Annotated in this window: 17 protein-coding genes; 7 read left to right on the plus strand and 10 right to left on the minus strand. The window is 68.1% G+C overall.

Going from position 1 to position 13,822, the window contains the following annotated elements; translation table 11 throughout:
- Positions 1-4: 4 nt before the first annotated feature.
- Complete coding sequence (locus tag AB0M48_RS10325; RefSeq protein ID WP_363838437.1) at positions 5-814, minus strand: DUF72 domain-containing protein; 810 nt, start codon at positions 812-814, stop codon at positions 5-7.
- A 17-nt stretch (positions 815-831) separates the two neighbouring features.
- Between AB0M48_RS10325 and AB0M48_RS10330 the strand changes: the two genes are divergently transcribed.
- Positions 832-1,566 (plus strand): arylamine N-acetyltransferase, encoded by a 735-nt coding sequence (locus AB0M48_RS10330; protein ID WP_363838441.1) that lies wholly within the window; start codon positions 832-834, stop codon positions 1,564-1,566.
- Here the strand turns inward: AB0M48_RS10330 and AB0M48_RS10335 are convergent.
- Together AB0M48_RS10335 and AB0M48_RS10340 are read right to left on the minus strand one after the other, a co-directional pair.
- Entirely contained in the window at positions 1,521-3,221 is a 1,701-nt protein-coding gene (locus AB0M48_RS10335) for a cellulase family glycosylhydrolase (protein WP_363838444.1), read from the minus strand. The two genes, AB0M48_RS10330 and AB0M48_RS10335, sit on opposite strands and share 46 nt — an antisense overlap.
- Positions 3,222-3,315: 94 nt before the next feature.
- A complete protein-coding gene (locus AB0M48_RS10340) occupies positions 3,316-4,032 on the minus strand; it encodes a DUF72 domain-containing protein (protein ID WP_363838448.1) in 717 nt (238 codons plus the stop codon).
- Between the two features lie 72 nt (positions 4,033-4,104).
- Here AB0M48_RS10340 and AB0M48_RS10345 point away from each other — a divergent pair, with 72 nt between their 5' ends.
- The 3 genes from AB0M48_RS10345 (at position 4,105) to AB0M48_RS10355 (ending at position 5,431) form a co-directional block, all read left to right on the plus strand.
- Positions 4,105-4,392 carry a type II toxin-antitoxin system prevent-host-death family antitoxin gene (locus tag AB0M48_RS10345; protein WP_363838452.1) on the plus strand — a complete coding sequence of 96 codons (288 nt, stop codon included), beginning with the start codon at positions 4,105-4,107 and terminating at the stop codon, positions 4,390-4,392.
- Positions 4,380-4,787, plus strand: coding sequence for a type II toxin-antitoxin system VapC family toxin (locus tag AB0M48_RS10350; protein WP_363838455.1), 408 nt, complete (start codon positions 4,380-4,382; stop codon positions 4,785-4,787). The genes AB0M48_RS10345 and AB0M48_RS10350 overlap by 13 nt, the downstream gene beginning before the upstream one ends.
- Before the next feature lie 140 nt (positions 4,788-4,927).
- A complete protein-coding gene (locus AB0M48_RS10355) occupies positions 4,928-5,431 on the plus strand; it encodes a DUF2199 domain-containing protein (protein ID WP_363838460.1) in 504 nt (167 codons plus the stop codon).
- On the opposite strand, the gene AB0M48_RS10360 is transcribed toward AB0M48_RS10355, so the two are convergent.
- Positions 5,382-5,924, minus strand: a complete 543-nt coding sequence (locus AB0M48_RS10360; RefSeq protein ID WP_363838465.1) for an HAD domain-containing protein — start codon at positions 5,922-5,924, stop codon at positions 5,382-5,384. The two genes, AB0M48_RS10355 and AB0M48_RS10360, sit on opposite strands and share 50 nt — an antisense overlap.
- A 59-nt stretch (positions 5,925-5,983) precedes the next feature.
- Between AB0M48_RS10360 and AB0M48_RS10365 the strand changes: the two genes are divergently transcribed.
- Complete coding sequence (locus AB0M48_RS10365) at positions 5,984-6,310, plus strand: hypothetical protein (RefSeq protein WP_363838469.1); 327 nt, start codon at positions 5,984-5,986, stop codon at positions 6,308-6,310.
- A gap of 75 nt (positions 6,311-6,385) precedes the next feature.
- On the opposite strand, the gene AB0M48_RS10370 is transcribed toward AB0M48_RS10365, so the two are convergent.
- From AB0M48_RS10370 to AB0M48_RS10385, 4 genes are all read right to left on the minus strand, one after another.
- Entirely contained in the window at positions 6,386-8,494 is a 2,109-nt protein-coding gene (locus AB0M48_RS10370) for a 3-hydroxyacyl-CoA dehydrogenase NAD-binding domain-containing protein (RefSeq protein ID WP_363838472.1), read from the minus strand.
- Positions 8,491-9,705 (minus strand): thiolase family protein, encoded by a 1,215-nt coding sequence (locus AB0M48_RS10375; protein WP_363838475.1) that lies wholly within the window; start codon positions 9,703-9,705, stop codon positions 8,491-8,493. Before AB0M48_RS10375 ends, AB0M48_RS10370 begins: the two co-directional genes overlap by 4 nt.
- Positions 9,706-9,796: 91 nt before the next feature.
- Positions 9,797-10,246, minus strand: a complete 450-nt coding sequence (locus AB0M48_RS10380; protein ID WP_363838479.1) for an ABA4-like family protein — start codon at positions 10,244-10,246, stop codon at positions 9,797-9,799.
- Entirely contained in the window at positions 10,243-11,079 is an 837-nt protein-coding gene (locus tag AB0M48_RS10385; RefSeq protein ID WP_363838482.1) for a hypothetical protein, read from the minus strand. Before AB0M48_RS10385 ends, AB0M48_RS10380 begins: the two co-directional genes overlap by 4 nt.
- Positions 11,080-11,185: 106 nt before the next feature.
- On the opposite strand from AB0M48_RS10385, the gene AB0M48_RS10390 reads away from it, so the two are divergent.
- Positions 11,186-11,827 (plus strand): MerR family transcriptional regulator, encoded by a 642-nt coding sequence (locus AB0M48_RS10390; protein WP_363838485.1) that lies wholly within the window; start codon positions 11,186-11,188, stop codon positions 11,825-11,827.
- Positions 11,828-12,188: 361 nt separating this feature from the next.
- Here AB0M48_RS10390 and AB0M48_RS10395 read toward each other — a convergent pair whose 3' ends face one another.
- Both AB0M48_RS10395 and AB0M48_RS10400 read right to left on the minus strand, forming a co-directional pair.
- Positions 12,189-12,677: a GNAT family N-acetyltransferase gene (locus AB0M48_RS10395; RefSeq protein ID WP_363838488.1), complete on the minus strand. Its 489-nt coding sequence runs from the start codon at positions 12,675-12,677 to the stop codon at positions 12,189-12,191.
- Positions 12,674-13,267, minus strand: coding sequence for a TetR/AcrR family transcriptional regulator (locus AB0M48_RS10400; protein ID WP_363838493.1), 594 nt, complete (start codon positions 13,265-13,267; stop codon positions 12,674-12,676). The genes AB0M48_RS10395 and AB0M48_RS10400 overlap by 4 nt, the downstream gene beginning before the upstream one ends.
- A 69-nt stretch (positions 13,268-13,336) precedes the next feature.
- Between AB0M48_RS10400 and AB0M48_RS10405 the strand changes: the two genes are divergently transcribed.
- Positions 13,337-13,822 (plus strand): class I SAM-dependent methyltransferase, encoded by a 486-nt coding sequence (locus AB0M48_RS10405; RefSeq protein ID WP_363838496.1) that lies wholly within the window; start codon positions 13,337-13,339, stop codon positions 13,820-13,822.

The following is a 13,822-nucleotide window of genomic DNA, read 5'->3' on the forward strand; positions in this document are numbered from 1 at the left end:
CGGATCAACGTGCCAGACGATCTTGAAGTGCTATGGCGTCGCGCGGGGCGTAGGCCTTGGCGTCGTTGTCGAAGTAGACGAACACGTCGCCCTGCTTCTGCCAGGCGCGGACCTTCTCGGCCCACTCGTCGAGGCCTTCGTCGGTGTAGCCGCTGACGTAGAGCTCGTCGTGGCCGTGCAGCCGGACGTAGACGAAGTCGCTCGTCACCTCTTCGATCAGCGGGTACTTGCCGGCCGCGTCCGCGACCACCAGCGCGATGTCGTGGCGCCGGAGCAGCTCGATGAACTCCGGTGTGTTGAAGCTGTCGTGGCGCACTTCCAGGGCGTAGCGCATCGGCCGTTCGGCGTCCGTGCTGGTGTGGGCCGGGTCGACGCGGTGGTCGTGGAGTTTCGCGACCTCGGCGGCCTCGGTGGTGGTGCGGGGGAGGCCCTCGAAGAAGCCGGTGAGCAGATCCGCGTCGAACTGCAACGTGGGCGGGAGCTGCCAGAGGATCGGGCCGAGCTTCGGGCCCAGGGCGAGGACTCCGGACGCGAGGTAGTTCGCGAGGAGCTCCTTGCCGTCCTTGAGGCGCTTCATGTGCGTGATGAAACGGCTGCCCTTGACGGAGAACACGAAGTCGTCCGGTGTGTCGGCGGCCCACTTCCGGTAGCTCGACGGGCGTTGCAGCGAGTAGAAGGAGCCGTTGATCTCCACCGAGCCGAGCTGCTCGCTCAGGTACGCCAGCTCGCGCTTCTGCGTGACACCCTTGGGGTAGAACACGCCGCGCCAAGGTGGGTAAACCCACCCCGAAGTGCCGATCCTGACCTCACCCATGTGGATATCGTGGCACGGTGGACGACTACCTACAGCGCATCGGTGCCTCTCGCACGTCGTCGTTGGCAGAGCTGCACGAACGGCACCTGCTGACCGTCCCGTTCGAGAACCTCTACACGCACATGGACACGCGGATCGTGCTGGAGATCCCGTGGCTCCACGACAAGATCGTGACGCAGCGGCGGGGCGGGTTCTGCTACGAGCTCAACGGGTTGTTCGCGGAGTTGTTGCGGCACTTGGGACACAGCGTCGACCTGCTCGCGGCCCGGACGGTGGGCGAGGACCAGCGGCTCGGGCCGCCGTTCGACCACCTGGCACTGCTCGTGGACGGAAAGTGGCTCGCCGACGTCGGGTTCGGGTCGTTCACGCTGCACCCGCTCGACTGGACCTCGCGCGAGGACCAGCACGACCCGTTCGGCGTGTTCCGGCTCGTGGACTCGGGCGACGACGTGGAGGTGCGGATGAACGGCAAGCCCAGCTACCGGCTCGAACGCCGGCCGCGTGACCTCGCCGAGTTCGTGCCGACCTGCTGGTGGCACCAGACCGCGCCGGAATCGCACTTCCGCGCCGGCCCGATGGCGTCGCTCGCGTTGCCGGCGGGCCGGATCACCGTGACGGACAAGAAGGTCGTGCGGACGGAGAACGGCCACAAGACCTCGACGGACGTCGAAGATCCCGCAGCCGCTCTCCTGGAGCACTTCGGGCTTCACTTCCGGCAGAGCAACGCGTCCGGGGTCCTGCGCCAGTTGTAGGCGACACCGGCGATGTGCTCGTCCTGCGCGCACTGGCCCTTGTAGTGCCCGTTGGCCCAGTCGCCGCCCTGGTCCGGCCGGTTGTCGCCGCGGTCGAACCAGAGGACGCGGCTGGTGGATCCAGCGGCGACCGGTGTGCAGACCAGTGTGAGGTTCGAGTAGCCGACGGCCGCGTTGTTGTTCGGGCACTGGAGCTTCGTGTAGCCGGAAGCCCAGTCGTTGGTCACGTGCTGCTCGTTGGTGACCCTGGTCGTGCTGCTCCACTGTGGACCACTGACGCACAGGCCGCGGTTACCGGTGTGGCTGATGCCGACGAGCTTTTCACTCTGCGGGCAGGACTCCTTGAGGAGCTGGTTCCACCGGGTCTCCTGCGGGACCTGCCCGGTGCGGCTCGGCGCGGTGACGAGACGGTTCCACGCGCCGGCCCGCCAGTCGTCACCGTCGTTGACGCCCATGCGGTTGCCCGCCGCGTCCCAGTGCAGCAACGCCCACCCGTTGCCACCGCGGTTGGTGTGGAAGCCGACCAGGGGCCAGTAGGCGAAGTCCGTGTCGTTGGCGATCAACTGGTTCACGAACCGCTCGAACCAGTCGCGCGCCACCGGGTTGTTCTCGCCCCGGCCGCCGACGCCGAACTCGCTGATCCACAGCGGCGCGGTGAAGTGCTTCTGCGCCTCGGTGATGAAGAAGGCCTGGCGCTGCAGGACGTTGACGTGCTCCTGCGGCGAGAGGTCCTGGTAACGAGGATCGGTCGTCTCGCCGATTCCCGTCGCGCCGCTGTGGTTCGGCCCCGTGTAGCCGTAGAAGTGGGCCGAGTAGACGAGCTTGGCGGGGTTGGCGAGCGTGTGGCTGAGGAAGCGCGCCGGCTCCAGCGTCGGCCGGCCGTGCGCGAAACCGTCGACGGGGATGCCCGTCCAGTTGATGCCCTCCACGATCACGAGCAGGTCGGGCGCTGTCTGCTGGAGACGGTCGGCGGCCTGCTGGGAGGCCTTGTGCCAGTCGTGGTCGTTGCCCCAGCCCCAGTTCGGGTCGTCCCAGACGTTGCGGCGCACCTCGTTGTAGAGGTCAGCTCCCACCACGCGCTTGTTCGCCTTGTAGCGGTCGGCCACGAACGCCCAGTCGTTGATCCACTGGTCGGTGCTCTGGCTGGTGTTCCACCGCTCGTTGCCGTCGACGCCGCAGCACCACCGCGAGGTCGTCGTGTGGTTGTTGAGGATGACGGCGAGGTTGTTGCGCGTCAGTTCGGCCACGACCGCGTCGTAGACCTCCAGCGGCCGCTTTCCGTTGAGCTGCGCGTCTTTCAGGCCGTTGACCGGGTTGGTGTCTTTGATCATCTGATTGGAGAACGGCAGCCTGACGCTGTTGACGCCGATCTCCTTGAAGCCGCTGATGATCGTGGCCATGGTCGCGCGGTCGAGACCGAGCGGGACCTGGTCGGCCTTCTCGCCGGAATGGTGGTTGGCGGGGTCGTTGATGTCGCCGGAGCCGGTGTAGGTGCCGCTCGCACCGTGCCAGTTGCCGGACTTGAGCTTGAAGCGGTCGCCGTGGGCGTCGACGATCCACCGGCCTCGGGTGCTGAGGGGGCCGGTCCAGGCCGCCTCCTCCGCGTGCGCTTGCACGGGAGCCACGAGACTCGCGGCCAGGAGCAGGGGAGCCAAGACGCGAATCGTTCTCATATCTGAGCAGGCTAGCGGTGCAACAGCTCCCGCAGAATCCCCGAGTCGTCCGCAGGGCGGATCGAGACGTTGGTCTTCAAGATCGAAATGTCGCGGGCAGCAGTTTCTTGGCGAGTTCCTGTGCGTTGTACGGCGCCGCGCCGTGCATCGTGTTGTCGAAGTAGACGTAGGTGTCGCGGTTCCACTCGTGGATCTTCCCGGCCCACTCGTCGAGCTGTTCGTCGTCGTAGGAGCTGATGTACAGCTCGTCGTGGCCGTGCAGGCGCAGATAGGCGAAGTCGGCGGTCACGGCCTCGATGCACGGGAACGTCGGTGCGTCCGACACGACGTGGGCGACGTTGTGCGCGTGGAGCAGGTCGAAGTAGGCGTCCGTGCGGAACGACTCGTGGCGCGGTTCGAACGCGTGCCGGCCTTGCGGGAGTGCGGCGAGGAAGTCCTGGATCGTCGCGCGGTCGAAGCGCAGTGACGGCGGCAGCTGCCAGAGGACCGGTCCCTGCTTCGGGCCCAGCGCGAGCGACTCGGTGAACGTCTTGAGCGGGTCCTCGATGTGCCGCAGGCGTTTGACGTGCGTGATCAGCTTTGGGCCCTTGACGGCGAAGACGAAGTCCGGCGGGGTCTCGGCGACCCACTTGCGGTAGTTCGACGCGGGCTGGAGGCGGTAGAAGGAGCTGTTGATCTCGATCGTGTCCATCTGGGCGGCCAGGTGACTGAGCCACAGCCGCTGAGGGACGCCGCGGTAGAAGCCGTCGCGCCACTCGGGGTAGCGCCAGCCCGACGTGCCGATGCTGATCACCCCGTCCGGGTAGCCCGGCGCCGCTGTAGCTACTCCGTAGCACTTTTCTGCATTTTGCGCTACGGTGGTGGCATGCAGCAGCTCAAAGCCATCGGCCAGCGTGAGCTCCGCAACGACAACGCGGAGATCATGCGGCGCGTCGAGGCGGGTGAGGGCTTCGTCGTCACCCGCAACAACAAGCCCGTCGCCCAGCTCCTGCCGTACCGGGAGGACGCCGTGACGCGGCCGCCCCTGGGGGATGTCCAGGTCCTGTTCGGCACGCTGCCCTCGGTCGACGCGGACCGGTGGGAGGCCGACCGCCGCGCGGCCGACGAGGTGTTCGGCGCGGACGACCCGCTGGACGACCCGTGGCAGAGCTGAGCTGTCTGCTCGACACGTGTGTGCTGATCAGGCTCGAGCGGGCGAATCTGGGCGAGTACGTGAACGCCCAGCCGTTCCTGAGCACCGTCACGATCGCGGAGCTCGCGTTCGGGCTCGACACCGAGGACCCGGTCGAGCGGTTCGCGCGCACGGAACGGTATTACGCGGCGCTGCAGACGTTCGAGGTGCTGCCGTTCGGCGTCGAGGAGGCCAAGGTCTACGGGCAGATGGCCTCGCTGGTGCGCCGGGCCGGCCGGAGCCCGCGCCCGCGGCGGATGGACCTGCAGATCGCGGCCACGGCGGCGGTCGCGGGCCTGCCCGTGCTGACGATGAACGTCAAGGACTTCAAGGACGTCGGGCGGCTCGTGGAGGTCGTGCCGATCCGTCAGGTCTGAGCGCTGTGGAAGAAGTACTGGCTGAGACCGACGGTGAACACGAGCATGCCGTAGAGCAGTGATCGCGACGAGTGCCACGGCGGCGAGGGTAGGTGGCGGAGATGAACTGCAACCGTCCGGCAAGCTCTAGGCTGCCCGCCATGATCTCTCCGGGGTTCACCTGTTCGTGCTGCGGCGAGGTGCACGAAGGCCTTCCGTCCGGTTACTCGATGGTCGCGCCCGTGTACTGGTCGCCGGACGTCGCCGGGAAGCCGGGCAGCTTCCTCGACGGGGAGCAGTGCGTGATCGAGAACGAGCACTTCTTCGTGCGCGGCCGCATCGTCCTGCCGGTGCGCGACGCCGACGAGGACTTCGAGTGGGGAGTGTGGGTGTCGCTCTCGCCGGCGAACTTCCTGCGCATGACCGAGGTCTTCGAAGACCCCGCCCGCGTGAACGAGCCGCCTTACTTCGGCTGGCTGTCGACGATCCTGCCCGGTTACGAGCCCACGACGCTCAACCTCAAGATCAACCTGCACACGCAGGAGGTCGGGGTGCGGCCGTTGGTCGAGGTCGAGCCCACCGCTCACCCGCTCGCCGTGGAACAGCGCGAGGGCATCACGGTCGCGCGGGTGCAGGAGTTCGCGGAGATCGCTCTGCACCAGTGAGGAACGCCCGGACCCGTTCCAGGTGGTCCACGCCGATGCCCTTGCGCGGGTCGACCGGCACCAGCAGCGTGTCCGGCCTGCTCGCCGCCCATTCCTGGTCGCGTGGCTGGAACTCGTCGTCCAGCCACGCGATCGGACGCGTTCGCGCCCACTCGGTGATCGCCGGAACCTTGCCGTGGTGGCCGTCGGCATGATCGGAGCCGCGGCCGCCGAAGTCGATCCACTCCAGCTCGGGCAGTCCGATGCGCGGCCCGATGAACTCGTTCGCCTCGTGCTCCCAGGTCGTCGCCCACACCAGGTCCGCACTGGTCGCGGCGGCGAGCGAGAGCAGCCACGGGCCGTGTGACGGGTCCAGCCACACGCGCAGAGGGCGGAAGAAGCCGTACGGACGGATTCGATGTGTGGTGTAGCCGGCCGGACGCCGGGTCGGCTTCGCCAGGTACGGGTTCAGCGGGCCGTCGACGTCCAGCAGGATCGCCGGACGCAAGAACATGACCTGATCGAAACATCCCAACGGCTAATGATCCCGCGATTCATCCCGATACGTGACACATGACTGTCACGGACATCGCGTCGTGGGGTACGGCGGACCACGTGCGAGCCGCGCTCGAACGCCACCTCGAAGGCGCGCTGGTAGAAGTTCCCGGAGACGACGACGCACCCCGCTGGGCGTTCAGCGAGGCGTTGCGCAGGTCGTTGATGCTGCGCCAGACGCACCCGTTCGACACCGTCGCCATCGGCCTGCCCGACCTGCTGCGCTACCGGGAACTGGTGGCCGGCTCCGAGGTGACGCTGCGCGCGACGAACATTGACGCCTACTTCATCCGCGAGGACGGGTCGGCCGAGCTCCACCAGCCGGAGATGGCACCGGAGGCCTAGGACCCCGCTCCTGGCGGTCCAACGACAGAGGCGCCCTCCACCAGCGGTGGAAGGCGCCCCTGAACGTCGCGGCGATCAGGCGGGCACGGAGGCCACACCCGGTGCCAGGAAACGCTTACCGGTCACCTTCTCCGAGATGCCGGTGCGGTCCAGGTACGGCGTGATGCCGCCCAGCCAGAACGGCCACCCGGCGCCCAGGAGCATGCACAGGTCGATGTCCTGCGCCTCCGCGACCACGCCCTCGTCGAGCATGATCCGGATCTCCTCGGCCAGCGCCTCGAGCGCGCGCGTCTTGACCTCGTCACCGGTGAGGGGCGAGTCGCCGAACTCCCACAGCGCCTGGACCTCGGGGTCGACGGTCTGCTTGCCCGTGGAGTCCCACTGCCAGACCGCGCCCTTGCCGGCGGCGACGAACTTCTTCATGTTCTCCGACACCGCGAAGCGGTCCGGGAACGCGCCGTGCATCGTCTCCGACACGTGCAGCGCGACGGCGGAACCGACGAGCTGCAGCAGGATCATCGGCGACATCGGCAGGCCGAGCGGCTCGGTGGCCTTGTCGGCGACCTCGAACGACGTGCCCTCGTCGACCGACTTGATGACCTCGCCCATGAAGCGGGTCAGCAGGCGGTTCACGACGAACGCGGGCGCGTCCTTCACGAGCACCGAGGACTTCTTGAGCTGCTTGCCGATCGAGAACGCCGTCGCGAGCGTGGCGTCGTCGGTCTGCTCGGCGCGCACGATCTCCAGCAGCGGCATGACCGCGACCGGGTTGAAGAAGTGGAAGCCCACGACCCGCTCGGGGTGCTTGAGCTTCGACGCCATGTCCGTGATGGACAGCGACGACGTGTTCGTGGCGAGGATCGCCTCGGCGGAGACGTGCTCCTCGACCTCGGCGAACACCTGCTGCTTCACGGCGAGGTCCTCGAACACGGCCTCGATCACGAAGTCGGCGTCGGAGAACGCGGACTTGTCGAGCGAACCCGACACCAGCGCCTTCAGCCGGTTCGCCTCGTCGGGCGAGATCCGCTTCTTGCCCGCCAGCTTGTCGATCTCGCTGTGGACGTAGCCGACGCCCTTGTCCACGCGCGCCTGGTCGATGTCGGTCAGCACGACCGGCACGTGCAGGCGGCGGATGAACAGCAGCGCCATCTGCGAGGCCATCAGGCCCGCGCCGACGACACCGACCTTGGTGACCTTGCGCGCCAGCGACTTGTCCGGCGCGCCGGCCGGACGCTTCGCGCGCTTCTGCACCAGGTTGAACGAGTACAGGCCCGCGCGCAGCTCGTCGCTCATGACGAGGTCCGCGAGGCCCTCGGTCTCGGCGGCGTAGCCCTTCTCCAGGTCGTTCTCGCGCGCCAGCTCCAGCAGCTCCAGCGCCTTCAACGCGCCGGGCGCCGCGCCCTTGGTCTTGCCGTGCACGATGCCCTTGGCGCGCGCGACGGCGGCGTCCCACGCGTCACCGCGGTCGATCTCCTTGCGGGGCACGGAGATCTCGCCGCGCACGACGCCGGACAGCCACAGCAGCGACTGCTCCAGGTAGTCGGCGGAGTCGAACAGCACGTCCGCGATGCCCAGCGCGAGAGCTTCCTTCGGCTTGAGCATCTTGTTCTGGTTCAGCGCGTTCTCGAAGATCACCGTCACGGCGTCGTTGGCGCCGATCAGGTTCGGCAGCAGCTGCGTGCCGCCCCAGCCCGGGAACAGGCCCAGGAACACCTCGGGCAGCGCGATCGCGGCCGCGTTCGACGCCAGCGTGCGGTAGTGGCACGACAGCGCGAGCTCCAGGCCGCCACCCATGACCGCGCCGTTGACGAAGGCGAAGGTCGGGATGTCCGAGTCGGTGAACTTCTTGAAGACCTCGTGGCCCAGCTGACCGATCGTGACGCCCTGCGAGCGGTCCGTGGCCTGCTCGACGGCGGTCAGGTCCGCGCCGACGGCGAAGATGAACGGCTTGCCGGTCACCGCGATCGCGGCGGGCGAGGCGGCGTAGGCCTCGTCGAACGCCGCGCCGAGCGAGACGAGCGACTGCGGGCCGAACGTCGACGGGCGGGTGTGGTCCAGGCCGTTGTCGATCGTGATGAACGCGACCGGCTTGTCGAGGCCGGGCACGCTGATCAGACGCGTCTTGGCGTGGGTGACGACCTCGTCGGGGAAGATCGCCTTTGCTTCCTCAGCGGTGATGGTCACTTGCCACTCCAGTTCGGGTTCTCCCAGATGACGGTCCCGCCCATGCCGATGCCGATGCACATGGTGGTGAGGCCGTAGCGCACGTCCGGACGCTCGGCGAACTGACGCGACAGCTGCGTCATGAGGCGCACGCCAGAAGAAGCGAGCGGGTGGCCGGTCGCGATCGCGCCGCCCCACTGGTTCACGCGGGGGTCGTCGTCGGCGATGCCGAAGTGGTCGAGGAACGCGAGCACCTGGATGGCGAACGCCTCGTTGACCTCGAACAGGCCGATGTCCTCAATGGACAGACCGGCGCGCTCGAGAGCCTTCTCGGTGGCCGGGACCGGGCCGATGCCCATGACCTCGGGCTCGACGCCCAGGAAGGAGTAGCCGACCATCCGCATGCCGACGGGAAGGCCGAGTTCGCGCGCGGTCTCCTCCTCGGCGAGGATGCAGCCGGTCGCGCCGTCGTTCAGACCGGCCGCGTTGCCCGCGGTGATCCGGCCGTGCGGGCGGAACGGCGTCTTGAGCTTCGCCAGGTCCTCGACCGTGGTGCCCGGACGCGGCGGCTCGTCGGCCGTCGCGAGGCCCCAGCCGTTCTCCGCGGAGCGGGTCGCGACGGGTACGAGCTCCGGGCCGATCTTGCCGTTCTTGATCGCGTCGGCGTACTTGGCCTGGGAAGCGGCCGCGTAGGCGTCGGTGCGGTCCTTGGTGATGTGCGGGAACCGGTCGTGCAGGTTCTCGGCGGTCTGGCCCATCACGAGCGCGCTGGTGTCGACGATCTTGTCCGACAGGAAGCGCGGGTTCGGGTCGACGCCCTCGCCCATCGGGTGGCGGCCCATGTGCTCGACACCGCCCGCGATGGCGACGTCGTAGGCGCCGAACGCGATGCCGCTCGCGGCCGTGGTCACGGCGGTCATCGCGCCCGCGCACATGCGGTCGATCGAGTAGCCGGGGACCGACTTCGGCAGGCCCGCGAGCAGTGCGGCGGTGCGGCCGAGCGTGAGGCCCTGGTCGCCGATCTGCGTGGTCGCGGCGATGGCGACCTCGTCGACCCGCTCCGGCGGCAGCTCGGGGTGCCTGCGCAGCAGCTCACGGATGACCTTCACGATGAGGTCGTCTGCACGGGTCTCGGCGAAAATCCCCTTGGGGCCGGCCTTGCCGAACGGCGTGCGGACGCCGTCGACGAAGACCACGTTCCGAACGCGTGCCGGCGCTGCTGGTGCGGCCACGGCGTCTCCTCCACTTGTGGTGACAACTCTGTCCACTCCGGTGGGGCTGCGCGACATCCCTACCGGTCGGTAACGCCAACTCTAACCCTAGTTACTGGTGAGTAACCACAGCGGCACCCCTGTTCTTTGTGTCACACACCTTGCGCACGATCAGGAACAGCGGCAACCCGACGGGCGCCAGCAGGATCGTGATCACCAGAACGGGTGCCATGACCAGCGGGTGGACGTCGAGCCGTCGCCCTTCGAGGTACATCCAGCGCCCGACGAACAGGTCCCACGCGAGCATGTGCGCCCACACCAGCGCCGCGCCGGTCGGCGTGCTCATGAACTCGGCCAGCGCGCCGATCTCGGGACTCGTGACCAGCGGCAGCAGCTCCGGCAGCACGGGGATCATCAGCACGACGTAGATCACGACCGGCGGCAGCACGATCAAGTGGGACTCGGCGATCCGCCGCGTCCACGTCCACTTCGGGGCCAGGATCATGAGCGCCCAGAACGGCGCGATCAGCAGGAACGTCAGGTCGAACAGGATGGCGGTCATGCGTTCACAAGCTCCTTCTTCGGTGCACGCGCCCACATCACGCCGAGTGCGGTCGCGCCGATGATCCCGGCGAGTGCCAGCAACGTCGTGCCGTCGGGCTGGAGCAGGGCCTGGCCGCGCAACGCCTGCCAGGTCACGAGCAGGAAGATCCCCAGGAACGACCCGCTGGCGACCCACGCGAGCTTCGCGTTGGCGCGGTCGCCCAGAAGCGCGATGAGCACCGGCAACACCTGCAGCGCGTGCATGCCCACGAAGTGCCCGACCCTCAGGTCACCGTGCTCGGTGCTCCACCCGGTGATCGCCATGTAGGCACCGCCGTCGGGCGCGCCGATCGTGTGCGAGCCGAGAGTGCCGCCGTCGAGGGCCTGGCCGGGCTTCGGCTGCGTCATCAGGAAACCGACGCCGAGCCCCAGGAACGAGATGACGAGCCCGAGCCGGATCGACCACGACAGGGCCTCGTTCTCGATCTTCGTGCGCCACAGCAGGATCGCGACGATCGCGTGCGTCACCCACAGCACGACGATCGTCGCGCCCATGATCGAGAACAACGCCCCGTCGAGCGGGGTCTCGAAGTTGAAGTGACTGCGCTTGCCGCGCACGACCTGGCCGACGATGACGACCATCTCCAGCGCCCCGGCCGCGGCCAGAACGGTGCCGGCCCACCAGCCGACGCGCTGGAACCTCTTCAGGTACGTGAGCAGCCACGCCAGCGTGAAGGCGTAGAGCGCCAGCGACACGGCGAACTTGAACGGCTTGAGCCAGATCGGCGAGTTGACCATCATCCGCTCGTCGAACAGCAGCCCGAGGAGCGAGATCGGGATCAGAAGCACCATCGACCAGCCGAAGAGGACTAACGGGCGGTGCCACGTGCGAAGCATCTCTCTTTACCCCCTGAATGGATAGCGACACTCTCTACTATCCGGAAGCTACACTATCCATATGCGTGTTGGCGAGCTTTCCAAGAGAAGCGGCGTCGCGGTGCCGACGATCAAGTACTACCTGCGCGAGGGACTGCTGCCCGCCGGCGTGCTGACCAGCCCCAACCAGGCCCACTACGACGACGAGCACCTGCGCCGGCTCCGCCTGGTCCGCGCGCTCGTCGACGTGGGCGGCCTGTCCATCGCCTCCGTGCGCGAGGTGCTCTCCGCCATCGACACCCGCGACGAGTCACTGCACAAAAAACTCGGCTCCGTCCAGGAGGCCATCAGCCAGCCGGGTGCGGCCGAGCTCGACCCGCTGGCGATCGCGGACGTCCAGGCGTTCTTCGCGAGGCACGGTCAGTCCGAGTGCATCGACGTCACCGAGTCCAACGTGACCCACATGCTCGCGGCCGCCCTGTCCTCGGCCCGGTCAGTCGGGCACGGCCACTTCCGCGACCTCCTCGACGCCTACTTCGAGGGGTTGAAGATCATCGCGCAGGCCGACCTCGAGTACGTCGTCCGGCACACGTCGCCCGACGACGTCATTGAGGCGATGGTCGTCGGCACGCTCATCGGTGACACCGTCATCAAGGCCTTGCGGCGGCTCGCGCATGCCCAGGTGTCTAGCGAGGTGTTGGGCGACGGGCCTGCCCAGAACTGATATATCGCGCAATATATTAGTTTGCGCGGCTGTGACCTGCTGATTAGCAATGACTTTTTGGACTTCGTCCGCAAAAGACTCGTTGCAAAGGGTCTGGGGAGCAGGGGAGTTCGGCCGGACGGAGTGAAAGAGCGGGCGTCCTGCCGGGTGTGCCTTACGAAGATCAGCGAATCGCCGTCTTCGAGGTTTCGCGCGGCATCCTCGACGTGCCCCACGACGAGGTGGCGCAACTGGCTCAGCGGCTCGGTGAGTGCAGGGCCGACTGATATAGGCCGATATATCAGTTCAGCACTGCCTGTGACCTGCTGCTTAGCAATGACTCTTTGGACTTCGTCCGCAAATGAGCCATTGCAAGGGCGGGTCAGTGGAGGTGGAGGAGCCAGCGGGTCTCGCCGTCGTGGACCTCGTCGGTGGCGGTGAGGCCAGCGGACTCGGCTACTGCGGCGGACGCGTGGTGGTCGGGGTGGATGTGCGCGATCACGGTGCGGACGGGCTGCGTGGCCAGCCAGGTGACGAGGCCGCGGGCTGCTTCGCGGGCGATGCCGCGGCCCTGCCACGGCGTGCCGACGACCCAGGCGATCTCGGCTGACCCGTCGGCGTGGGTGATCGTCGCCTGGACGGTGCCGGTCAGGCGGTCTTCGTCGCGGAGCCGGATCACCCAGTTCAGCCACCGCACGGCCGGGTCGGGGGAGTCCTCGGCCAGTCGCCGGTACCGGGCGAGCAGTGCTTCCGGGGAAAGCGGGGTGCCGCCAGTGAACGCGTGCAGCGCCGGGTCTGCCAGCACCTCGGCCATCTCGGCGGCGTGTTCGGCTCGCAGCGGGAGCAGGTCCAGGCGGGCGGTGCTGATCATCGCTGGTGGCGGTGCAGGAAGGCTGCTGCCAGGTCGTCGGTGAAGGTGCGGGGGACGGGGGAGCCGGTGACCAGGACGCGGTAGTAGATCGGGCCCACCAGGTGGTCGAGTGCCGCCTCGACGTCCAGGTCGGCGGGGAGGTCGCCGCGTTCGATCGCGCGGTGCAGGGGGAGGCGGTCGCGTTCGCGTTGGTGGCTCAGGTGGTCGTCGCGCAGGCGGGCGGCCAGGTGCGGGTCGTGCTGGGCCTGGCCCGTGAGGGCGCGGAAGACCGCGCCTGGGTCTGTGGTGGTGAGGAACTCGGCCAGGGTCGCCAGGTGGGTGCGCAGGTCGGTGCCCAGGTCGCCGGTGTCCGGTGGGGTGAGGTGTTCGGCCATGTCCTCGGTGAACGCCTCCAGCAGCACGTCGACCTTGGACGGCCACCAGCGGTAGATCGTCTGCTTCGCGACGCCCGCGCGTGCGGCGATGCCTTCGATCGTCACGCCGGCGAATCCCCGTTCGGCCAGCAGGTCGTCGGCGGCCTCCAGGACGGCCTGCCTGGCTTCCTCGCTGCGGCCGTGCCGGTTTCCGCGATGCGCGGTGTTGCTCCCCATCGTCACCTCCAGGGGGCGTACTTTAGCCAGGGCTAGGCTAGACGCAACGTTGCGTCTACTCTGGCTGCCATGACCATCACCTTGCACGAGACGCGGGTTCGTTCGGTGCTCGACCGGCTCTTCGGCGCGGCTGGCGCGGACGACAACTTCGACGCGCCGCGGGACGTGGTGCGCACGGGTAGTGCGCAGGAACGCGCTGATGCGCTGGCCGGGGTCTACATGCCGATCTCGGCCCGCGGTGGGGAGCTTCTGTACGGGCTGGTGAGGTCGGGCCGGCCGGAGACCGTCGTCGAGTTCGGCACGTCGTTCGGGATCTCGACGCTCTACCTGGCGGCGGCCGTCGCGGACAACGGGCGCGGGCACGTCTACGGGACGGAGATGTCCGCAGTGAAGGTCGCCGCGGCGAGGAAGAACCTCGACGAGGCGGGGCTCGGTGGGGTCGTGACGATCCTGCCCGGCGACGCCCGGCAAACGGGTACGTCAGCGTCGCGTTCCCCGTCGAGGACGGCATGGAGATCAGCTGCCGTGCGTGAGCGGATCACGCACGGCAGCTGA

The organism is Lentzea sp. NPDC051208 (assembly GCF_040682435.1).
Lineage (GTDB): Bacteria > Actinomycetota > Actinomycetes > Mycobacteriales > Pseudonocardiaceae > Lentzea > Lentzea kristufekii.

Coding starts and splice junctions, on each gene's coding strand:
- AB0M48_RS10395 (WP_363838488.1), bottom strand. CDS start 12,677: ATGATCAGCACCGCCCGCCTGGACCTGCTCCCGCTGCGAGCCGAACAC.
- AB0M48_RS10380 (WP_363838479.1), bottom strand. CDS start 10,246: ATGACCGCCATCCTGTTCGACCTGACGTTCCTGCTGATCGCGCCGTTC.
- AB0M48_RS10405 (WP_363838496.1), top strand. CDS start 13,337: ATGACCATCACCTTGCACGAGACGCGGGTTCGTTCGGTGCTCGACCGG.
- AB0M48_RS10360 (WP_363838465.1), bottom strand. CDS start 5,924: ATGTTCTTGCGTCCGGCGATCCTGCTGGACGTCGACGGCCCGCTGAAC.
- AB0M48_RS10345 (WP_363838452.1), top strand. CDS start 4,105: ATGCAGCAGCTCAAAGCCATCGGCCAGCGTGAGCTCCGCAACGACAAC.
- AB0M48_RS10390 (WP_363838485.1), top strand. CDS start 11,186: ATGCGTGTTGGCGAGCTTTCCAAGAGAAGCGGCGTCGCGGTGCCGACG.
- AB0M48_RS10365 (WP_363838469.1), top strand. CDS start 5,984: ATGACTGTCACGGACATCGCGTCGTGGGGTACGGCGGACCACGTGCGA.
- AB0M48_RS10325 (WP_363838437.1), bottom strand. CDS start 814: ATGGGTGAGGTCAGGATCGGCACTTCGGGGTGGGTTTACCCACCTTGG.
- AB0M48_RS10400 (WP_363838493.1), bottom strand. CDS start 13,267: ATGGGGAGCAACACCGCGCATCGCGGAAACCGGCACGGCCGCAGCGAG.
- AB0M48_RS10385 (WP_363838482.1), bottom strand. CDS start 11,079: ATGGTGCTTCTGATCCCGATCTCGCTCCTCGGGCTGCTGTTCGACGAG.
- AB0M48_RS10355 (WP_363838460.1), top strand. CDS start 4,928: ATGATCTCTCCGGGGTTCACCTGTTCGTGCTGCGGCGAGGTGCACGAA.